15 protein-coding genes are annotated in these 22,045 nt (G+C 45.7%); 6 read left to right on the top strand and 9 right to left on the bottom strand.

Annotated elements, in window-relative coordinates; translation table 11 throughout:
- Positions 1-7 precede the first annotated feature (7 nt).
- Positions 8-1,417, top strand: coding sequence for a sigma-54-dependent transcriptional regulator (locus tag IEZ33_RS08015; RefSeq protein ID WP_191603155.1), 1,410 nt, complete (start codon positions 8-10; stop codon positions 1,415-1,417).
- 84 nt (positions 1,418-1,501) lie between these two features.
- Positions 1,502-2,317 carry a formate dehydrogenase accessory sulfurtransferase FdhD gene (fdhD, locus tag IEZ33_RS08010; RefSeq protein ID WP_191603154.1) on the top strand — a complete coding sequence of 272 codons (816 nt, stop codon included), beginning with the start codon at positions 1,502-1,504 and terminating at the stop codon, positions 2,315-2,317.
- Between the two features lie 33 nt (positions 2,318-2,350).
- On the opposite strand, the gene IEZ33_RS08005 is transcribed toward fdhD, so the two are convergent.
- Positions 2,351-3,682, bottom strand: a complete 1,332-nt coding sequence (locus IEZ33_RS08005) for a DUF3422 family protein (RefSeq protein ID WP_240009668.1) — start codon at positions 3,680-3,682, stop codon at positions 2,351-2,353.
- 203 nt (positions 3,683-3,885) lie between these two features.
- On the opposite strand from IEZ33_RS08005, the gene IEZ33_RS08000 reads away from it, so the two are divergent.
- Positions 3,886-4,320 carry a thiol-disulfide oxidoreductase DCC family protein gene (locus tag IEZ33_RS08000; protein WP_191603153.1) on the top strand — a complete coding sequence of 145 codons (435 nt, stop codon included), beginning with the start codon at positions 3,886-3,888 and terminating at the stop codon, positions 4,318-4,320.
- Between the two features lie 3 nt (positions 4,321-4,323).
- Entirely contained in the window at positions 4,324-5,064 is a 741-nt protein-coding gene (locus IEZ33_RS07995) for an SDR family NAD(P)-dependent oxidoreductase (protein WP_206696918.1), read from the top strand.
- Positions 5,065-5,084: 20 nt separating this feature from the next.
- Here the strand turns inward: IEZ33_RS07995 and IEZ33_RS07990 are convergent, their stop codons facing one another.
- Complete coding sequence (locus IEZ33_RS07990) at positions 5,085-5,285, bottom strand: (2Fe-2S)-binding protein (RefSeq protein ID WP_191603152.1); 201 nt, start codon at positions 5,283-5,285, stop codon at positions 5,085-5,087.
- A gap of 184 nt (positions 5,286-5,469) precedes the next feature.
- Between IEZ33_RS07990 and bfr (IEZ33_RS07985) the strand changes: the two genes are divergently transcribed.
- Both bfr (IEZ33_RS07985) and bfr (IEZ33_RS07980) read left to right on the top strand, forming a co-directional pair.
- Positions 5,470-5,934: a bacterioferritin gene (bfr, locus tag IEZ33_RS07985; protein ID WP_191603151.1), complete on the top strand. Its 465-nt coding sequence runs from the start codon at positions 5,470-5,472 to the stop codon at positions 5,932-5,934.
- Between the two features lie 14 nt (positions 5,935-5,948).
- Complete coding sequence (gene bfr / locus IEZ33_RS07980) at positions 5,949-6,416, top strand: bacterioferritin (protein ID WP_191603150.1); 468 nt, start codon at positions 5,949-5,951, stop codon at positions 6,414-6,416.
- 90 nt (positions 6,417-6,506) lie between these two features.
- Here bfr (IEZ33_RS07980) and IEZ33_RS07975 read toward each other — a convergent pair whose 3' ends face one another.
- From IEZ33_RS07975 to IEZ33_RS07945, 7 genes are all read right to left on the bottom strand, one after another.
- Positions 6,507-7,853, bottom strand: coding sequence for a class II 3-deoxy-7-phosphoheptulonate synthase (locus IEZ33_RS07975; protein ID WP_191603149.1), 1,347 nt, complete (start codon positions 7,851-7,853; stop codon positions 6,507-6,509).
- Between the two features lie 31 nt (positions 7,854-7,884).
- Positions 7,885-8,496, bottom strand: coding sequence for a helix-turn-helix domain-containing protein (locus IEZ33_RS07970; RefSeq protein WP_191603148.1), 612 nt, complete (start codon positions 8,494-8,496; stop codon positions 7,885-7,887).
- A gap of 161 nt (positions 8,497-8,657) precedes the next feature.
- Positions 8,658-13,997, bottom strand: coding sequence for a beta strand repeat-containing protein (locus tag IEZ33_RS07965; protein WP_191603147.1), 5,340 nt, complete (start codon positions 13,995-13,997; stop codon positions 8,658-8,660).
- A gap of 17 nt (positions 13,998-14,014) precedes the next feature.
- On the bottom strand, positions 14,015-14,566 hold the full coding sequence (locus IEZ33_RS07960) for a hypothetical protein (RefSeq protein ID WP_191603146.1): 552 nt from the start codon (positions 14,564-14,566) through the stop codon (positions 14,015-14,017).
- An 82-nt stretch (positions 14,567-14,648) separates the two neighbouring features.
- Positions 14,649-14,822 carry a hypothetical protein gene (locus IEZ33_RS07955; protein WP_191603145.1) on the bottom strand — a complete coding sequence of 58 codons (174 nt, stop codon included), beginning with the start codon at positions 14,820-14,822 and terminating at the stop codon, positions 14,649-14,651.
- Positions 14,813-21,709 (bottom strand): beta strand repeat-containing protein, encoded by a 6,897-nt coding sequence (locus IEZ33_RS07950; RefSeq protein ID WP_191603144.1) that lies wholly within the window; start codon positions 21,707-21,709, stop codon positions 14,813-14,815. The genes IEZ33_RS07955 and IEZ33_RS07950 overlap by 10 nt, the downstream gene beginning before the upstream one ends.
- Positions 21,700-22,032 carry a hypothetical protein gene (locus IEZ33_RS07945; RefSeq protein ID WP_191603143.1) on the bottom strand — a complete coding sequence of 111 codons (333 nt, stop codon included), beginning with the start codon at positions 22,030-22,032 and terminating at the stop codon, positions 21,700-21,702. The genes IEZ33_RS07950 and IEZ33_RS07945 overlap by 10 nt, the downstream gene beginning before the upstream one ends.
- Positions 22,033-22,045: the final 13 nt, after the last annotated feature.

Below are 22,045 nucleotides of genomic sequence, written 5' to 3'. Positions count from 1 at the left end.
CTTCTCTATGAACACATTATCTAATCTTTACCCACAATTTGAGATCTTGCTTGTTGATGATGAAATCCCTTTCCTGAGGAGCACATTACTGAGTTTTGAACGTCATGGCTTTACTAATTTAGTTTCTTGTTCCCAACCTGAAAATGTCCCTGCATTAATGCAAAATAATCAACATTCTATTGGTTTAATTTTACTTGACCTAACCATGCCAAAAGTATCTGGTAAAGATCTGCTTATTTGGCTAAACGAAGAATACCCAGACGTTTGTGTCATTATCTTGAGTGGCATTAATCAACTAGAAACCGCTGTTGAATGCGTGAAACTTGGGGCATTTGATTATTTTGTAAAAACCTCAGACCCAAGTGAAATACTTGAAGGTTTGAAAAGAGCCATTCGCACCCAAGAGCTTTCAATAGAAAACCAAGCCCTACGTCGAAAAGTACTCTCTAACGATCTGTCTACACCAGAAGCCTTTGCGAATTTTATTACAGCCGATGCGAACATGTGGTCAATTTTTCAATATTTAGAATCTATTGCAACCACTCGCCATCCGGTCCTTATTATGGGAGAAAGTGGCGCGGGTAAGGAGCTAATTGCTCAAGCCACACACAGGTTAAGCCAAAGAAGTGGCCAACTGATCACTATAAATGTGGCCGGACTCGACGACAATATTTTTGCAGACACTTTATTCGGTCATAGTAAAGGGGCATTCACAGGGGCAGATAAAGATCGTTCAGGATTAATTGAAAAAGCCAATCAAGGAACCTTGTTTCTAGATGAAATCGGCGATTTAAGTGCGTCATCGCAGGTGAAATTATTACGCCTTTTACAAGAAGGTGAGTATTATCCACTCGGTAGCGATAAACCTAAACGATCGCAAGCTCGCATCATTGTCGCTACTCATCAAAACCTAGAAAAACGTCAAAGTGAAGGCAAATTTCGTAAAGATTTATATTACCGATTAAAAATACATATGGTCTCAATTCCCCCTCTACGGGATAGAGTGTCCGACTTACCAATTTTAATAGAACATTTTATTCAACAAGCATGTAAAGAAATGAAAATAGACACTCTGCAGTATGACAAGTCACTCGCTTATCAGTTAGCAGATTACCCTTTTCCAGGGAATACCAGGGAATTAAAATCACTTTTATTCGATGCCGTTAGCCGTTCAAAAGATGGCGTATTAAATAAATCCGCTTTGCAATCTCTGTTTGTTAATGAAAACCCTCTCCAACAACAAGAGCCTACAGCCGTTTTTCCAAATAGCTCAAAATTACCCACTTTATCCGCTCTTGCCGATCAACTCGTCGAAGAAGCTATGAGACGATCAAACAACAACCAATCCATTGCCTCTCAGATGCTTGGAATATCACAACCCGCTCTTAGTAAACGGCTTAAGAATATGAAACGGTAGTGTTTTTTCATTGCAAAAACCGAATAGCTAGACGGTCGTGTATCAAAGTAGTATAAAAACATTTCCATTTTAACAGGCTAAGATATGTCTTTTTCATTCAACAGTATTCAAAATGTGGACTACCTCTTCGGTAACAACGCGTCTCACATTGCTTTAACCCCTTTAGTGGAAGAAGTACCCGTTGCGATTACGATTAATGGTATAGCCCATGCTGTAATGATGACAACACCTATCCATCTAGATGCTTTTGTAATAGGATTTGCTCTAAGTGAAGGTTTGATTGATGACTTAGCAGAAGTAAGGGACCTCACTCTACAGCAAACAGAAAACGATTCTGCTGAGTCGACCATATTGAGTTTATCAATTAATTTGGATTTAAGCCCGAGAAAGCTTAATGACTTTAAGCGAATAAAGCAGGCAAGGATAGGGGCAACAGGTTGTGGTTTATGTGGTGTAGAATCCATTAAATACGCCTTACCAAAACTAGATACGCTTCCAAAAAGTAATAACATTAACAAAGAAGATTTATTACATCTAAGAGAATTACTTTTCTCTACTCAAAGACTAGGCAAAGTAACCGGAGCCATTCATGCGGCACTATTACTATCAGAACACAACCAACCTATCATTTGTATGGAAGACATCGGACGACACAACGCCTTAGATAAAATTATTGGTTACGCTCTTATGAACAATATAGATCTACATAATCACAGTGTTGTGATGTCCAGCCGTTGTAGTACGGAATTAATTCAAAAAGCCGTACGAGCAGGCTTATCTAGACTGATACATTTAGCATCCCCAAGTACCTTGGCTGTCACACTTGCAAAACGAAGTAACTTGACACTGATACACTTACCTAAAAAAGATGAACCTCGAATTTTTTCTTTATCGGAATAAGAACCTAAGATTTATTACACTCTATATTACAGTCTATTTGGAGTTCGCTTTTTCCTCAGCAAGGCGTAAGAAACGTTTATGTATTTTTCTCGTAGCGAACCATACCCCTGCAATTACTAATGGTACTGTAATTCCAATCACTAAACTCTTATCGAATTGAATACCTTTATCATAAAGCGCCTCAATTAGAAATTTAATTAGACCAACACTGTAATAACTAATTGCGGCTACAGACAAGCCTTCCACAGTATGTTGCATGGCAAGCTGTATTTCTGAACGACGATCCATCGAGGACAGGACTTCTTGATTTTGTGATTCAATAGACATCTCAACTCGCGTTCTCATCATGTCGGATACTCTGTCTATCCTTCTGGATAAGTTCTCAAGGTGCTCACCTGTGGTTTTACAGGTCCTTACCGCTGGCTCCAGTCGTCGTGTCATAAACTCTGTCATCGTTAAGTGCCCGGAGACCTCATCTTCTTTTAACTCTGATAATCGCGTCATCACTAGCTCTTGATATGCCATGGTTGCACTGAAGCGAAACGTCGTTCTCGCTCTAGCGGCTTCCACCCATGCCGCCATATCAATAAGTTCACGCAACAAAGCGGATTCATCCAATTTTTCTTTTGACTCAGCTAAGCGCCCTGTTGTATCGGCCAGTTTTTCATCCATCAAGGCTAATTTGGTGCTGTATTTACGCGCTAAACTAAGGGATAAAAGAGCCATTAATCGATATGTTTCAATTTCAACAATACGTTGGACCATACGCCCTAGTTGACTGTCGCTCATGTTTTTATTGTAGATCAGAAAGCGACCACAGCCATCACTATGAACCTGAAAACTTGTCCACACTTGAGCATCACCATTCTGCGGCCGACTGCCAATTAAACGCATATTTTCAAATAAGCTTTTAGCGATACTTAGATCAGGGTCAATTTGATTTCTCGCATCTTCTACAACAATATGAAAGGCCGCTATGACTGTACCCGGTAACGCTGGTAACCAATTATCTGGTAAGTATCGAAATGCATTATCGGTAAAAGGGTCTTTTTCAAGGTTTACGGTTAACTCACTAAAGGTATAAGAAATAAACTCAATATGCTTCTCTCTTCGAATTTTCAAATTACCAATTTCTACCTCAATGCAAACGCCATCTTCCTTGGGAGGCGTTAAGCCATTCGTTTCATATAAAAAGCAAAAATGTTTAAAGTCTTGATTTTTCTGTTCAGCATTCGAAAGTACGGCCAAATAACTTGCTCTGGCTGGGCTTTTTAACACCTGAAACGGACGTGAATGCAATTCAGCATACAGCTCATCTCGCATTGGATGAACTTTAAGTCCATAGGAATTGTTAACTCTCTCCACAATGTCACCTAAAAAAATAATGTTCCTAAATACTAATAGTTTATTCTAAACGTAACAATGTCTTAGATCGGCCTAGCAAGGGATTAAATCGACTATTTAGTCATTAGGTTATTCCTTAACATTTACGTCTTGTAACGATTTTCATCGATCCATTTTTCCAAAAAAAACGTATGTAAATGTACAACACTAAATAAGGTCTGATAATGATCATTTTCTATGATGGTAATTGTCCGTTATGTAACCACGAAATGCAGTTACTTAAGAGACATGATAAAAACGATCAAATTAATCTTGAGGACTTAAATGCAGCTGACTTTGTTACTCGTTATCCTGAGATAAACGTTCAGCATGCCCTGTCTATCCTGCACGCAAAGACAGAGTCTGGAGATATGATTTATGGACTTGACGTTACTGTACAAGCATGGGCTAAAACGGACAAATACACACTTTTTAATTACCCTCTTCTCAACCTACTACGTTGGCCTGTTATCCGTTTCTTCGCTGATAAAGCCTATGTATTTTTTGCGAGACACAGAACGAGAATAAGTTCCTTGCTGTCACCAAAATTGTGCGTCCAAAAAGATCAGTGTCAACCCCCATCAAAAGCAGATCAAAATTGTCCTGTAAATAAGGAATAAAAAATGATGAACGAAACAATTATTTTATTTGGTTCAAGCAGCGGTATCGCTAAAGCCTATATTGAAGAGCTAAATAATCAAAACAAGTCTTTACAGGTGATCTGCCTGAGTAGAACGCCTAATGAGCATACGATTTACGAAAATCTAAAGCTTAGTCATTACGAGACAGACTACTCAAAAGAAAGCCTCTCAAAAATTACCCAGAAAATCAATTTGACAAATTCTTTTGTAAGCCAAGTCATCATCTTTAATGGGCAACTGCATATGGAAAATAAGATGCCAGAAAGGAAATTGTCAGAACTTGACTATGATTACTTTAATGGATTGATGAATAGCAATGCCTTAATACCTATGCTGTGCTTAGCCAGTGTCATGCCGCTCTTAGACAAAACGCAAAAGTGCACTATAATCGCTCTTAGTGCTAGGGTTGGTAGTCTTGGGGATAATAAACTGGGGGGCTGGTATAGTTACCGAGCATCAAAAGCCGCGCTTAATATGTTGTTTACATCTGCTGCAATTGAAATTTCAAGGAAATCAAAAAACACAAAATTAATTTTGTTTCATCCAGGCACAACTAACACCAAGCTGTCAAAACCTTTCCAAAAAAATGTCCCTGATGGTAAGTTGTTTACTGCAGAATTTGTTGCTAAACAACTTTTTAAAATCCAGAATAATAATTTTAATGGCCAGCCAAGTTCTGAGGTGGCTTTTCTGGACTGGAAAGCTGAGCCGATACCTTGGTAAAGTAAAACAATTACCGATATTTAAGCTACTCTATATGAGAGAGAATCTATTTTTTTGTTGAGTTTATGTTGCTTCATTATGTCTCGAGCTGGTCGAACACACTTACCACAGCAACTTCCAACAGAAAGCGATTTATGTAGATCAGACATGGTTTTGGCACCTTTATCCAGTGCACATTTAATCTGGTTGTCAGTAACTGCATTACAAATACAAATGAACATTTTAATAGCCTACATGATAGTGTAATTAATAATGATTATCATATATAGCGATAATAATTCTCATCATATAATATTTCAATCCTTTTTTTTCAATATCTTTAAAAAAAACGCTCCAACACTTATTTGTCTTTGAAATACAGCTATTTATCCTATATCGTTTCTTGATACATCTTAGGAGAAAGTTATGAAAGGTGATCCGCAAGTATTAAAAATACTGAATAAAGTACTAACAGCTGAGCTTACTTCAATTAATCAGTTCTTTTTACATGCTCGTATGTACAAAAACTGGGGGATTAACGAGCTAAATTCCAAGTCGTATAAAAAGTCTATCAAGGACATGAAGCAATCCGATGAACTTATAGAACGCATTTTGTTTCTTGAAGGTTTACCGAATCTTCAACACCTAGACAGATTACGAATTGGTGAACATACTGAAGAAATGCTTCAGTGTGATTTAGACTTCGAGACTGACCAACTTACTGTCCTTCGTGAAGCGATTTCGGTATGTGAACAACAATCAGATTATGTAAGCCGTGATATGCTTGAAGAAATACTTGAATCTGAAGAAGAATATTTAGACTGGATTGAAGCGCAGCAGCACTTGATTAGACAGGTAGGAATTGAAAATTACTTACAAAGTAAACTATAAATGTGGAGAAAAGTATGAAAGGTAACCAACGAGTTATTGATGGATTAAATTCATTACTGGCAATGGAGCTTGCCGCAATGGATCAATATTTTATTCACTCTCGTATGTATGATGATTGGGGATTAACGAAACTTTTCGAACGTATTGACCATGAAGTAGAAGACGAAAAAGGCCATGCCGCGCTATTAATTGAAAGAATGCTTTTCTTGGAAGGTATACCAGACATGGTAACACGAAATGGTTTAGCAATTGGCTCAAATGTGACAGAAATGATTGAAAGCGATTTACGTATCGAATACGAAGTTGGTGCACAACTCAAAAAAGTCATTAAAATTTGTGAGGAAGAGCAAGATTACCAATCTCGTGAAATCTTAGAGAAATTACTTGAAGATACGGAAGTGGATCACACTTACTGGCTAGAACAGCAGCTTCGTTTAATTAAAATGATAGGATTAGAAAACTACCTACAATCTCAAATGTAATGAGTCCTGTTTAACATCTATAAAAAAACTCTCTTAAGTAAAGACTCAAGAGAGTTTTTTATGTCTAAAACATCACGTAAAACCAGTGCGCTATGCCCTAGCTTTTTTTAAAGACTCAGAGATCATAAAAGCCAATTCTAAGGACTGATCCGCATTTAACCGAGGGTCACAATGAGTATGATAACGACTTGCCAAATCATCTTCAGTAACCTTAAATGCCCCACCTACGCACTCAGTCACATTTTGACCGGTCATTTCAAAGTGCACTCCGCCAGCATAAGTACCTTCAGCTTTATGAACTTGAAAGAACTGCTCTACTTCTCGCAACACACTACTCACACTTCTGGTTTTATAGCCAGTTGACGCTTTTATGGTATTGCCGTGCATAGGATCACTGCTCCATACAACATTTTTCCCTTCTCTCTTAACCGCTTGTATAAGCTTAGGCATTCCTTCTGCAACTTTATCCGCCCCCATACGAACAATGATATTTAAACGCCCAGGTTCATTTTCAGGGTTTAATGTATCGGCTAACCGTAACAAGTCTTCAGGATCCATACTAGGCCCTGCTTTCACGCCTATTGGGTTTTTCACGCCTCGCAAAAACTCGACATGCGCACCGTCTAATTGACGGGTACGATCGCCAATCCATAACATATGCGCAGAACAGTCATACCAATCGCCTGTTAAGCTATCTTGACGAGTCAGACTTTGCTCATAGGGCAGTAGCAATGCTTCGTGTGAAGTATAAAATTCAGTTTCTTTTAATTGATTGGCTCCTGCACCGACTCCACAAGCGTCCATAAACTGCAGCGCATCATCAATTTTAGCGGCAATATCTTCATAGCGTTCACCGGCAGGGCTGTTAGCAATAAAATCAAGGTTCCATCTATGAACTTGATGCAAATCAGCAAAGCCTCCTTGTGAGAATGCCCTAAGTAAATTCATAGTAGCAGCACTTTGGTTATACACCTGCATTAATCTTTCTGGATCTGGAATGCGTGCTTCTTTTGTAAAATCGATTCCGTTGATAATATCGCCACGATAACTTGGCAATTCAATACCATCAATCACTTCAGTATCGGCCGATCGAGGTTTGGCAAACTGACCGGCCATGCGTCCAACCTTAACAATTGGGCATTTACCAGCATAAGTAAGCACGGCGGCCATCTGCAACATAACTTTAAAAGTATCTCGTATGTTATTAGCATGAAATTCGGCAAAACTTTCTGCGCAATCACCACCTTGTAATAAAAATGATTCGCCTTTTGAGACAGATGCCAACGCTGTTTTTAATTGACGCGCTTCACCAGCAAAAACAAGAGGAGGAACATCCGACAGCATTTTCTCGACTTGACGCAGTTTTTCCATATCTGGATAATTTGGCTGCTGTAACGCTTCTTTATTTCTCCAACTTGCTATATCCCACATTTTCATAACCTGTTTACTACCTCTCTATTTATTAATTTTAGCGTGCAACAACCCACAGTATTTCAGCGTCTTTGACTGAACTTGAAACAACAGCATGCCCCATTGCTGCATCATAATACACACTATCGCCTTCATGTAATTCAATTGGTTCATAGAATTCGGAGAAAAAACTCACACTACCGGAAAGTACCAATAAAAATTCTTCTCCATCATGCCTCACCCATTCTTTAAATTCAGAAAACGAGCGGGCTCGAATAATGGTTTTGAAAGGTACCATCTTTTTTCTACTTATGCTTGAATTCAATAATTCATGCTCATAAGTAATCGTTGGATGAGGCACCCCTTTACCTTTTTTAGTTACATCCCTACGACCTGAAATAGAATGCTCGCTGGTTTCAACAAAAAGCTGTGGTAAATCCATTTCTAAACCATTAATCAGCTTTTGCACAATAGTAAAGCTAGGTGAGACTTGATCGTTTTCAATCTTTGATAACGTTGAACGAGCTATCCCAGTTCTTTTGCTAACCTCTTCAAGAGTCCAGCCTTTCGTTAAACGAATTTCTTTAACTCTTTTCCCTAACTCCAAAGGCTCAACAAAGCGGTCTGGTTCTGAAGCTTGAGCGGTTTCAAGAGATGGTCGACTAACCATAATGCATTTAATCCCAATCACATATATTTGTTTTAGTTCTATTTTATTAACATCGAGTTTACTAAAAGACGAGTGAATTACCTACAAAACAAGGGTGTTTTTATGAATTCACCTAAAAAAAGACCCGCCTAAGCGGGTCTTTGACTTATAAAAGCCTGTATTTATCCATCCGGATTTATATCGTGAGATTGGTCATTAAAGATGACAGTGACTGAACCTCCGGTATCACCTGTGGCAAACTCAGAAGAGTCTTTAGCAACAGGCTCTCCATCTACCTGAACTTCTCCTTCACTTGCTGTAACATGAGTTTCTAGGAACGCTTTAATTGCATCAGGATCATCGGAATCAGAAGGTTCATCTTCAGCGCCTACAAGGAGCTCTGTGACATCCAGGGCTTCCTCTTCGCTATTAAACTGAAGAAGATTACTTTGCTCATCTTCACCCATTATAAATAACGACTCTTCCTCAGTAGTTTCATCTTCTTCAGAGAATAAAGCATCATTATTTTCAGGAATAAAGAAATCCTGTTCTGAGACTTCATCTTCTTCAGAGACGTTATCCTCTTCAGTGACGTTATCCTCTTCAGTGACTTTATCTTCTTCAGAGACTTTATCTTCTTCAGAGACTTTATCTTCTTCAGAGACTTTATCTTCTTCAGAGACTTTATCTTCTTCAGAGACTTTATCTTCTTCAGAGACTTCATCTTCTTCAGAGACTTTATCTTCTTCAGAGACATCACCTTCTACAGTGACTTTATCTTCTTCAGAGACTTCACTTTCTTCAACAGATTCAACAAGCTCTTCAAAGACAGCTCGTGCTTGAAGTATCTCTTCAAGTGTTGCTTCTAACTCATCAGACTCAAGTAAGAGTACAAGCTCTTCTTGGGTAAATAAGAAAGCCGCCCCAGCAAAAGTAATAAGACCATCTGAGCTAATGCTATTAGCATTAAACTCAGCAACTTTGGTTTCACCAATGAAGAGAGTAATGACATCATCACCAGCCGAATCATAAGTAAATACACCATCATTAATGTCGCCACTTTCACCCGATTGAGTTTCATAGCGTAACCCACTAATGAAAGATGTCGCTAGCGTGGCTTTAACAATTGAATCATTAGTATGGTTATCAAACTCTGTCTGGTTACCGTATTTCTGTAACATACTCTTAACATGGGCCATAGCGTCAGCTTCATCAATGTAAGTATCACTTACATTCAAAAGCACTGCTTTAAGCTCATCTTCTGAGACACTTCGTAAATCAAGGTTAGAATTTTCAAATGCTAAATGAACGGCATTTGATATGGTAATGCCATTATCAGCATTACCATCGGAATCTAATGATTGTAAGAATACCGCCATGTTTTCAACGTACTCATTATTCAAATCAGAACGCGATACGTCAGCAATATCTTGTAAGAAGACATTGCCCTTGGAAAGGTCATCCGCATTAGCACTTCCAAGCACAACATTACCGACTTTAAAAGTTACTGAGTCCCCTTCTCGATATTCGAAAGCGCCATTTTCATCCGTTAATCCGCTTAAGCCAGAAGACGTAACATACACCACACCTTCAACTATACCGTCTACCAAGACACCTTCAACAACCCCATTATTATCAGGCATTGCATTAACAGTAATCTCGATTGGCAATTCAGTAGAACTTGAAACATTGTTTGATGATTCAGTTGATGATGCGACAACATTCAACGTATAGGAAGTCGTATTATCAATATCAATGGTTTGTAACGATAAATCACTCATCGCCCAATCGGTAATATCAACACTTGTTGTAGTAGTATCTGCTGTAAATGTATTACTGCCGTCTGTAAGAGTAAAACCAGCCGGAATATCTTCCAATACGACGGTTAGCGTTTCAGAGTCATCTGTGTCCGTTAAACTGGATGTAATATCAATTTTAATAGATGACTCTTCATCTACGATAATCGATCCCGTAACAACCTCACTTTCCATTTTATCGAAGGTAATGGAATTGATAAGATAGTCATCACCAGCACGAGGCGCACTAAAGACAATTTTATCGAATTCAGCACCAGTGTCAGGTTTCAACTCAACAGCAGGGTCAACACCATCACTGCCTCCAACACTCGTTCCAGTTCCGACAACAGCATTTCCGTTATAGAAAGTATATTCAGCCGTTTCACCGTCAGAACTAAAGTTTGAAGAATTAGAATGTTTCCATGAAAAAGCGACATCAACAGAAGAAACGACATTTTCAAAGGTAACTACTAGCGTTTCTGAACCTCCAATTTCAGAATTATCACCATTACTTGTACCATCAGGTCTGAGGTTCTCACCCTTAACGCCAAAACCATTTGGGTTGGAATGAGTGCTAACCGTTGTTTCATCTCCAGATGAACCAAAAGCCGTAACGGTAAAGCCGTTATCATCGCTCGTCACATTACTAATATTGATCACTTGCTCTTTCTGTACATCTATTTGTGTCTCGACCGCTAACAAAGGAGTATCGGCAACCGCTTCAATAGATATATTAAGAGTAGAGCTAGTACCTTTGTTAGTAACATAGGTAATTTCAGGAACAGGCCCAGCCCAGTTATCTGTCGGTGTGAAACTATAAGAACCATCTGATTGAATGGTTAAAATCCCTTCATCTATAGTAATTGATTCCCCAGATAACGCAGACTGGCCAGCTACTTTGAAACTAGAAACGGTCAGAGAATTATCACCATCATTGGCAAGCACACCATTGATAGCCGCGACATCTGTTAACACATCCTCTGTACCTGTCATGATATCCGCAACGAGAGGAGCAATTACATTCGCAACACCGTTTAAGGTAATGGTTACACTACTGCTAGCCGTATCACCATCGTTGTCGGTAACACTAAAGTTCTGAGTAACTACTTTAGAATCACCAACGTCAAGTTCACTTCTGGCTTCTCTACTTGGGGTGAAGGTATAAGTACCATCTGGTTTACCTACGAAGATGCCATTATCTGTTTCAATAACATACTCTCCATTAACGAGAGTACCGCCCTCCCAGACAACACCAGTATCAGAACCATCCGCACCAACAAGATAGTCAATATTTTCTTTCACACTACCCGTAGTTACAGGGAGATCATCTGTTGATTTAACAGTAGCAAATAACTCAAATGGGTTACTTTGATTCTCATAGGTTCTTATTTCGTTAACAAGATTGCCGTTAGCATCTTTAAAGCCCTCAATAACAAGCTCGAAACTACGCCCACCGACTGTAATAGTCTTAATTAGTGTCGCATCTTCTATGGTGACAATATCGCGATTTGCTTCAGCATCACCATTATTACTCGTTTCTGTGTGGTTTAATTTTATCGAATGTTCGATCGTTTCAGTCACACCATCAATCACTACATCAAACTCAAGCTTTAGAAATACTGAGTCTATGGGGTCATTATTGATAGGGAAATTATTATGGCTAAACGTTCCTAACAAGAATGTCTGATCAAGCAGGTCATTGTCACCAGAACGAATCGCACTATTATCTACAAAAGTATAAGAAGATGCTTTAGACGAATCAGTCGTTCCCCAGCTGATTTTGTCTTTATAATCATCAGCATTATCCACTTCATAATACTTAACATTATTACCATCGGAATGATTTTCAAAACCGGCTTTAAAATTAGTAACACTGGTTTCACTAATAATAATATCAACAGCAGGATTATTAATTGCCGAAGTATTAATAACAGGCGCATCATCTTCAACCGTTATGGATATAGAAGCTGTATCACTAGGGTTAACGCCATCAGAAATACTCACATCGAAGCCAAAACCAAACGTATCTTCGCCTGCTGTATCTGAATGGTCTAACGGTTTACTTAGGCTAACAAGATAACCTACATTTGCTTGTGGTGTCTGCCCATCAGCATTTACTGATGTATCACCATTATTTAGTGTGATACGAACAACTTCGGTACCATCAGCCAACGAACCAATTGCAATCGCCGCATTGTCCGTACCTGTAGAATCATCATAAGCCCAAATAACAGGTTCACCCCCAGATAAAAGGCCAGCAGGTAAACTGCCTAATACGATTTCGCCAACAAGAGCAGACGTATTAGAGGCTGTTAACGCTAACGATCCCTGAACTTGATTAGAATCTGATGTGTCAGTGAAGCCAGAAAGCGCAGTCGAGTCCTGAATACCTCCATTAAGACCCTCTTCTGATACAACACCAGAACTGTCTTCGATAGTAGCCGGAGTGTCGTTGTCAGTAATTGTGGTGATAACTTGATTGGCGTTGGTGTCTTCCGCTATCGCTTCAAATGCACCGTCTGTGTCCACGATGGATTCGATGTCAATGATGATGGTTTCACCATTGTCCGCCAACGCATCGTCTAAGGTCGCTAACGTAAAGGTCGCCGTGCTCGCTGGCCCCGTTACCACCACACTGGTTTGACCATCGTAATCGGTGCCGTCGGTTGCGGTGCCTGTGTAGCTTAAGTTCACGGTCACAGACTTGCCAGCCGGTACCGCGGTGTCCAAGGACACGGTGTAATCGGTTGTGGTTTCACCTTCAACCACCGAACCTGGGCCGGTTAAGCTCACCAACACAGTATCTTCTGTGCCCGGAGGATTATCGGTTCCGGTTTGGTCGTTAATCACGGTCGTCACTTGATTGGCGTTGCTGTCTTCCGCTATCGCTTCAAATGCACCGTCTGTGTCCACGATGGAATCGATGTTAATGATGATGGTTTCACCATTGTCCGCCAACGCATCGTCTAAGGTCGCTAACGTAAAGGTCGCGGTGCTCGCTGGCCCCGTTACCACCACACTGGTTTGACCGGTGTAATCGGTGCCGTCGGTTGCGGTGCCTGTGTAGCTTAAGTTCACGGTCACAGACTTGCCAGCCGGTACCGCGGTGTCCAAGGACACGGTGTAATCGGTTGTGGTTTCTCCTTCAACCACCGTACCTGGGCCGGTTAAGCTCACCAACACAGTATCTTCTGTGCCCGGAGGATTATCGGTTCCGGTTTGGTCGTTAATCACGGTCGTCACTTGATTGGCGTTGGTGTCTTCCGCTATCGCTTCAAACGCGCCGTCTGTGTCCACAATGGAATCGATGTCAATGATGATGGTTTCGCCATTGTCCGCCAACGCATCGTCTAAGGTCGCTAACGTAAAGGTCGCCGTGCTCGCTGGCCCCGTTACCACCACACTGGTTTGACCGGTGTAATCGGTGCCGTCGGTTGCGGTGCCTGTGTAGCTTAAGTTCACGGTCACAGACTTGCCAGCCGGTACCGCGGTGTCCAAGGACACGGTGTAATCGGTTGTGGTTTCACCTTCAACCACCGAACCTGGGCCGGTTAAGCTCACCAACACAGTATCTTCTGTGCCCGGAGGATTATCGGTTCCGGTTTGGTCGTTAATCACGGTCGTCACTTGATTGGCGTTGCTGTCTTCCGCTATCGCTTCAAACGCGCCGTCTGTGTCCACAATGGAATCGATGTCAATGATGATGGTTTCGCCATTGTCCGCCAACGCATCGTCTAAGGTCGCTAACGTAAAGGTCGCCGTGCTCGCTGCCCGTTACCACCAGCCAATACTGGTTTGACCGTGTAATCGGTGCCGTCGGTTGCGGTGCCTGTGTAGCTTAAGTTCACGGTCACAGACTTGCCAGCCGGTACCGCGGTGTCCAAGGACACGGTGTAATCGGTTGTGGTTTCACCTTCAACCACCGAACCTGGGCCGGTTAAGCTCACCAACACAGTATCTTCTGTGCCCGGAGGATTATCGGTTCCGGTTTGGTCGTTAATCACGGTCGTCACTTGATTGGCGTTGCTGTCTTCCGCTATCGCTTCAAATGCACCGTCTGTGTCCACAATGGAATCGATGTCAATGATGATGGTTTCGCCATTGTCCGCCAACGCATCGTCTAAGGTCGCTAACGTAAGGTCGCGGTGCTCGCTGGCCCCGTTACCACCACACTGGTTTGACCGGTGTAATCGGTGCCGTCGGTTGCGGTGCCTGTGTAGCTTAAGTTCACGGTCACAGACTTGCCAGCCGGTACGCGGTGTCCAAGGACACGGTGTAATCGGTTGTGGTTTCACCTTCAACCACCGAACCTGGGCCGGTTAAGCTCACCAACACAGTATCTTCTGTGCCCGGAGGATTATCGTTCCGGTTTGGTCGTTAATCACGGTCGTCACTTGATTGCGTTGCTGTCTTCGCTATCGCTTCAAATGCACCGTCTGTGTCCACAATGGAATCGATGTCAATGATGATGGTTTCGCCATTGTCCGCCAACGCATCGTCTAAGGTCGCTAACGTAAAGGTCGCGGTGCTCGCTGGCCCCGTTACCACCACACTGGTTTGACCGGTGTAATCGGTGCCGTCGGTGCGGTGCCTGTGTAGCTTAAGTTCACGGTCACAGACTTGCCAGCCGGTACCGCGGTGTCCAAGGACACGGTGTAATCGGTTGTGGTTTCACCTTCAACCACCGAACCTGGGCCGGTTAAGCTCACCAACACAGTATCTTCTGTGCCCGGAGGATTATCGGTTCCGGTTTGGTCGTTAATCACGGTCGTCACTTGATTGGCGTTGCTGTCTTCCGCTATCGCTTCAAATGCACCGTCTGTGTCCACGATGGAATCGATGTCAATGATGATGGTTTCGCCATTGTCCGCCAACGCATCGTCTAAGGTCGCTAACGTAAAGGTCGCGGTGCTCGCTGGCCCCGTTACCACCACACTGGTTTGACCGGTGTAATCGGTGCCGTCGGTTGCGGTGCCTGTGTAGCTTAAGTTCACGGTCACAGACTTGCCAGCCGGTACCGCGGTGTCCAAGGACACGGTGTAGTCGGTTGTGGTTTCCCCTTCGACGACCGAACCTGGGCCGGTTAAGCTCACCAACACAGTATCTTCTGTGCCTGGAGGATTATCGGTTCCCGTTTGATCGTTAATCACGGTCGTCACTTGATTGGCGTTGGTGTCTTCCGCTATCGCTTCAAACGCGCCGTCTGTGTCCACAATGGAATCGATGTCAATGATGATGGTTTCACCATTGTCCGCCAACGCATCGTCTAAGGTCGCTAACGTAAAGGTCGCGGTGCTCGCTGGCCCCGTTACCACCACACTGGTTTGACCGGTGTAATCGGTGCCGTCGGTTGCGGTGCCTGTGTAGCTTAAGTTCACGGTCACAGACTTGCCAGCCGGTACCGCGGTGTCCAAGGACACGGTGTAATCGGTTGTGGTTTCCCCTTCAACGACCGAACCTGGGCCGGTTAAGCTCACCAACACAGTATCTTCTGTGCCCGGAGGATTATCGGTTCCGGTTTGGTCGTTAATCACGGTCGTCACTTGATTGGCGTTGCTGTCTTCCGCTATCGCTTCAAACGCGCCGTCTGTGTCCACAATGGAATCGATGTCAATGATGATGGTTTCGCCATTGTCCGCCAACGCATCGTCTAAGGTCGCTAACGTAAAGGTCGCCGTGCTCGCTGGCCCCGTTACCACCACACTGGTTTGACCGGTGTAATCGGTGCCGTCGGTTGCGGTGCCTGTGTAGCTTAAGTTCACGGTCACAGACTTGCCAGCCGGTACCGCGGTGTCCAAGGACACGGTGTAATCGGTTGTGGTTTCTCCTTCAACCACCGTACCTGGGCCGGTTAAGCTCACCAACACAGTATCTTCTGTGCCCGGAGGATTATCGGTTCCGGTTTGGTCGTTAATCACGGTCGTCACTTGATTGGCGTTGCTGTCTTCCGCTATCACTTCAAACGCGCCGTCTGTGTCCACAATGGAATCGATGTCAATGATGATGGTTTCGCCATTGTCCGCCAACGCATCGTCTAAGGTCGCTAACGTAAAGGTCGCCGTGCTCGCTGGCCCCGTTACCACCACACTGGTTTGACCGGTGTAATCGGTGCCGTCGGTTGCGGTGCCTGTGTAGCTTAAGTTCACGGTCACAGACTTGCCAGCCGGTACCGCGGTGTCCAAGGACACGGTGTAATCGGTTGTGGTTTCCCCTTCAACCACCGTACCTGGGCCAGTTAAGCTCACCAACACGGTGTCTTGTGTACCCGTTTCATTAATCACTGTGGTGACTTGATTCTGTGCGCTTTCCGCTATCGCTTCGAACGCACCGTCAGTATCCACAATGGAATCGATGTCAATGATGATGGTTTCGCCATTGTCCGCCAACGCATCGTCTAAGGTCGCTAACGTAAAGGTCGCCGTGCTCGCTGGCCCCGTTACCACCACACTGGTTTGACCGGTGTAATCGGTGCCGTCGGTTGCGGTGCCTGTGTAGCTTAAGTTCACGGTCACAGACTTGCCAGCCGGTACCGCGGTGTCCAAGGACACGGTGTAATCGGTTGTGGTTTCCCCTTCAACGACCGAACCTGGGCCGGTTAAGCTCACCAACACAGTATCTTCTGTGCCCGGAGGATTATCGGTTCCGGTTTGGTCGTTAATCACGGTCGTCACTTGATTGGCGTTGCTGTCTTCCGCTATCGCTTCAAACGCGCCGTCTGTGTCCACAATGGAATCGATGTCAATGATGATGGTTTCGCCATTGTCCGCCAACGCATCGTCTAAGGTCGCTAACGTAAAGGTCGCCGTGCTCGCTGGCCCCGTTACCACCACACTGGTTTGACCGGTGTAATCGGTGCCGTCGGTTGCGGTGCCTGTGTAGCTTAAGTTCACGGTCACAGACTTGCCAGCCGGTACCGCGGTGTCCAAGGACACGGTGTAATCGGTTGTGGTTTCACCTTCAACCACCGAACCTGGGCCGGTTAAGCTCACCAACACAGTATCTTCTGTGCCCGGAGGATTATCGGTTCCGGTTTGGTCGTTAATCACGGTCGTCACTTGATTGGCGTTGCTGTCTTCCGCTATCGCTTCAAATGCACCGTCTGTGTCCACGATGGAATCGATGTCAATGATGATGGTTTCACCATTGTCCGCCAACGCATCGTCTAAGGTCGCTAACGTAAAGGTCGCGGTGCTCGCTGGCCCCGTTACCACCACACTGGTTTGACCGGTGTAATCGGTGCCGTCGGTTGCGGTGCCTGTGTAGCTTAAGTTCACGGTCACAGACTTGCCAGCCGGTACCGCGGTGTCCAAGGACACGGTGTAATCGGTTGTGGTTTCCCCTTCAACCACCGTACCTGGGCCGGTTAAGCTCACCAACACAGTATCTTCTGTGCCCGGAGGATTATCGGTTCCGGTTTGGTCGTTAATCACGGTCGTCACTTGATTGGCGTTGCTGTCTTCCGCTATCGCTTCAAATGCAGCGTCTGTGTCCACGATGGAATCGATGTCAATGATGATGGTTTCGCCATTGTCCGCCAACGCATCGTCTAAGGTCGCTAACGTAAAGGTCGCCGTGCTCGCTGGCCCCGTTACCACCACACTGGTTTGACCGGTGTAATCGGTGCCGTCGGTTGCGGTGCCTGTGTAGCTTAAGTTCACGGTCACAGACTTGCCAGCCGGTACCGCGGTGTCCAAGGACACGGTGTAATCGGTTGTGGTTTCTCCTTCAACCACCGTACCTGGGCCGGTTAAGCTCACCAACACAGTATCTTCTGTGCCCGGAGGATTATCGGTTCCGGTTTGGTCGTTAATCACGGTCGTCACTTGATTGGCGTTGCTGTCTTCCGCTATCGCTTCAAACGCGCCGTCTGTGTCCACAATGGAATCGATGTCAATGATGATGGTTTCACCATTGTCCGCCAACGCATCGTCTAAGGTCGCTAACGTAAAGGTCGCGGTGCTCGCTGGCCCCGTTACCACCACACTGGTTTGACCGGTGTAATCGGTGCCGTCGGTTGCGGTGCCTGTGTAGCTTAAGTTCACGGTCACAGACTTGCCAGCCGGTACCGCGGTGTCCAAGGACACGGTGTAGTCGGTTGTGGTTTCCCCTTCGACGACCGAACCTGGGCCGGTTAAGCTCACCAACACAGTATCTTCTGTGCCTGGAGGATTATCGGTTCCCGTTTGATCGTTAATCACGGTCGTCACTTGATTGGCGTTGCTGTCTTCCGCTATCGCTTCAAACGCGCCGTCTGTGTCCACAATGGAATCGATGTCAATGATGATGGTTTCACCATTGTCCGCCAACGCATCGTCTAAGGTCGCTAACGTAAAGGTCGCGGTGCTCGCTGGCCCCGTTACCACCACACTGGTTTGACCGGTGTAATCGGTGCCGTCGGTTGCGGTGCCTGTGTAGCTTAAGTTCACGGTCACAGACTTGCCAGCCGGTACCGCGGTGTCCAAGGACACGGTGTAATCGGTTGTGGTTTCCCCTTCAACCACCGAACCTGGGCCGGTTAAGCTCACCAACACAGTATCTTCTGTGCCCGGAGGATTATCGGTTCCGGTTTGGTCGTTAATCACGGTCGTCACTTGATTGGCGTTGGTGTCTTCCGCTATCGCTTCAAACGCGCCGTCTGTGTCCACAATGGAATCGATGTCAATGATGATGGTTTCACCATTGTCCGCCAACGCATCGTCTAAGGTCGCTAACGTAAAGGTCGCCGTGCTCGCTGGCCCCGTTACCACCACACTGGTTTGACCGGTGTAATCGGTGCCGTCGGTTGCGGTGCCTGTGTAGCTTAAGTTCACGGTCACAGACTTGCCAGCCGGTACCGCGGTGTCCAAGGACACGGTGTAATCGGTTGTGGTTTCCCCTTCAACCACCGAACCTGGGCCGGTTAAGCTCACCAACACAGTATCTTCTGTGCCCGGAGGATTATCGGTTCCGGTTTGGTCGTTAATCACGGTCGTCACTTGATTGGCGTTGGTGTCTTCCGCTATCGCTTCAAACGCGCCGTCTGTGTCCACAATGGAATCGATGTCAATGATGATGGTTTCACCATTGTCCGCCAACGCATCGTCTAAGGTCGCTAACGTAAAGGTCGCGGTGCTCGCTGGCCCCGTTACCACCACACTGGTTTGACCGGTGTAATCGGTGCCGTCGGTTGCGGTGCCTGTGTAGCTTAAGTTCACGGTCACAGACTTGCCAGCCGGTACCGCGGTGTCCAAGGACACGGTGTAATCGGTTGTGGTTTCTCCTTCAACCACCGTACCTGGGCCGGTTAAGCTCACCAACACAGTATCTTCTGTGCCCGGAGGATTATCGGTTCCGGTTTGGTCGTTAATCACGGTCGTCACTTGATTGGCGTTGGTGTCTTCCGCTATCGCTTCAAACGCGCCGTCTGTGTCCACAATGGAATCGATGTCAATGATGATGGTTTCGCCATTGTCCGCCAACGCATCGTCTAAGGTCGCTAACGTAAAGGTCGCCGTGCTCGCTGGCCCCGTTACCACCACACTGGTTTGACCGGTGTAATCGGTGCCGTCGGTTGCGGTGCCTGTGTAGCTTAAGTTCACGGTCACAGACTTGCCAGCCGGTACCGCGGTGTCCAAGGACACGGTGTAATCGGTTGTGGTTTCACCTTCAACCACCGAACCTGGGCCGGTTAAGCTCACCAACACAGTATCTTCTGTGCCCGGAGGATTATCGGTTCCGGTTTGGTCGTTAATCACGGTCGTCACTTGATTGGCGTTGCTGTCTTCCGCTATCGCTTCAAACGCGCCGTCTGTGTCCACAATGGAATCGATGTCAATGATGATGGTTTCGCCATTGTCCGCCAACGCATCGTCTAAGGTCGCTAACGTAAAGGTCGCCGTGCTCGCTGGCCCCGTTACCACCACACTGGTTTGACCGGTGTAATCGGTGCCGTCGGTTGCGGTGCCTGTGTAGCTTAAGTTCACGGTCACAGACTTGCCAGCCGGTACCGCGGTGTCCAAGGACACGGTGTAATCGGTTGTGGTTTCACCTTCAACCACCGAACCTGGGCCGGTTAAGCTCACCAACACAGTATCTTCTGTGCCCGGAGGATTATCGGTTCCGGTTTGGTCGTTAATCACGGTCGTCACTTGATTGGCGTTGCTGTCTTCCGCTATCGCTTCAAATGCACCGTCTGTGTCCACAATGGAATCGATGTCAATGATGATGGTTTCGCCATTGTCCGCCAACGCATCGTCTAAGGTCGCTAACGTAAAGGTCGCCGTGCTCGCTGGCCCCGTTACCACCACACTGGTTTGACCGGTGTAATCGGTGCCGTCGGTTGCGGTGCCTGTGTAGCTTAAGTTCACGGTCACAGACTTGCCAGCCGGTACCGCGGTGTCCAAGGACACGGTGTAGTCGGTTGTGGTTTCCCCTTCGACGACCGAACCTGGGCCGGTTAAGCTCACCAACACAGTATCTTCTGTGCCCGGAGGATTATCGGTTCCGGTTTGGTCGTTAATCACGGTCGTCACTTGATTGGCGTTGGTGTCTTCCGCTATCGCTTCGAACGCAGCGTCAGTATCCACAATGGAATCGATGTCAATGATGATGGTTTCACCATTGTCCGCCAACGCATCGTCTAAGGTCGCTAACGTAAAGGTCGCCGTGCTCGCTGGCCCCGTTACCACCACACTGGTTTGACCGGTGTAATCGGTGCCGTCGGTTGCGGTGCCTGTGTAGCTTAAGTTCACGGTCACAGACTTGCCAGCCGGTACCGCGGTGTCCAAGGACACGGTGTAATCGGTTGTGGTTTCCCCTTCGACGACCGAACCTGGGCCGGTTAAGCTCACCAACACAGTATCTTCTGTGCCCGGAGGATTATCAGTTCCCGTTTGATCGTTAATCACGGTCGTCACTTGATTGGCGTTGGTGTCTTCCGCTATCGCTTCAAATGCACCGTCTGTGTCCACGATGGAATCGATGTCAATGATGATGGTTTCGCCATTGTCCGCCAACGCATCGTCTAAGGTCGCTAACGTAAAGGTCGCCGTGCTCGCTGGCCCCGTTACCACCACACTGGTTTGACCGGTGTAATCGGTGCCGTCGGTTGCGGTGCCTGTGTAGCTTAAGTTCACGGTCACAGACTTGCCAGCCGGTACCGCGGTGTCCAAGGACACGGTGTAATCGGTTGTGGTTTCCCCTTCAACCACCGAACCTGGGCCGGTTAAGCTCACCAACACAGTATCTTCTGTGCCCGGAGGATTATCGGTTCCGGTTTGGTCGTTAATCACGGTCGTCACTTGATTGGCGTTGCTGTCTTCCGCTATCGCTTCAAATGCACCGTCTGTGTCCACGATGGAATCGATGTCAATGATGATGGTTTCGCCATTGTCCGCCAACGCATCGTCTAAGGTCGCTAACGTAAAGGTCGCGGTGCTCGCTGGCCCCGTTACCACCACACTGGTTTGACCGGTGTAATCGGTGCCGTCGGTTGCGTGCCTGTGTAGCTTAAGTTCACGGTCACAGACTTGCCAGCCGGTACCGCGGTGTCCAAGGACACGGTGTAATCGGTTGTGGTTTCCCCTTCAACCACCGAACCTGGGCCGGTTAAGCTCACCAACACAGTATCTTCTGTGCCCGGAGGATTATCGGTTCCGGTTTGGTCGTTAATCACGGTCGTCACTTGATTGGCGTTGCTGTCTTCCGCTATCGCTTCAAACGCGCCGTCTGTGTCCACAATGGAATCGATGTCAATGATGATGGTTTCACCATTGTCCGCCAACGCATCGTCTAAG

It is taken from the genome of Marinomonas algicola, assembly GCF_014805825.1.
GTDB classification, from domain to species: domain Bacteria; phylum Pseudomonadota; class Gammaproteobacteria; order Pseudomonadales; family Marinomonadaceae; genus Marinomonas; species Marinomonas algicola.
This window is presented reverse-complemented; position numbering and strand designations above follow the sequence as displayed.

What these genes read in the sequence shown, in the direction of transcription:
- IEZ33_RS07990 (WP_191603152.1), bottom strand. Translation starts at nt 5,285, where the DNA reads ATGTTCATTTGTATTTGTAATGCAGTTACTGACAACCAGATTAAATGT.
- bfr (WP_191603151.1), top strand. Translation starts at nt 5,470, where the DNA reads ATGAAAGGTGATCCGCAAGTATTAAAAATACTGAATAAAGTACTAACA.
- bfr (WP_191603150.1), top strand. Translation starts at nt 5,949, where the DNA reads ATGAAAGGTAACCAACGAGTTATTGATGGATTAAATTCATTACTGGCA.
- IEZ33_RS08015 (WP_191603155.1), top strand. Translation starts at nt 8, where the DNA reads ATGAACACATTATCTAATCTTTACCCACAATTTGAGATCTTGCTTGTT.
- IEZ33_RS07970 (WP_191603148.1), bottom strand. Translation starts at nt 8,496, where the DNA reads ATGGTTAGTCGACCATCTCTTGAAACCGCTCAAGCTTCAGAACCAGAC.
- IEZ33_RS07995 (WP_206696918.1), top strand. Translation starts at nt 4,324, where the DNA reads ATGATGAACGAAACAATTATTTTATTTGGTTCAAGCAGCGGTATCGCT.
- IEZ33_RS08000 (WP_191603153.1), top strand. Translation starts at nt 3,886, where the DNA reads ATGATCATTTTCTATGATGGTAATTGTCCGTTATGTAACCACGAAATG.
- fdhD (WP_191603154.1), top strand. Translation starts at nt 1,502, where the DNA reads ATGTCTTTTTCATTCAACAGTATTCAAAATGTGGACTACCTCTTCGGT.
- IEZ33_RS07975 (WP_191603149.1), bottom strand. Translation starts at nt 7,853, where the DNA reads ATGAAAATGTGGGATATAGCAAGTTGGAGAAATAAAGAAGCGTTACAG.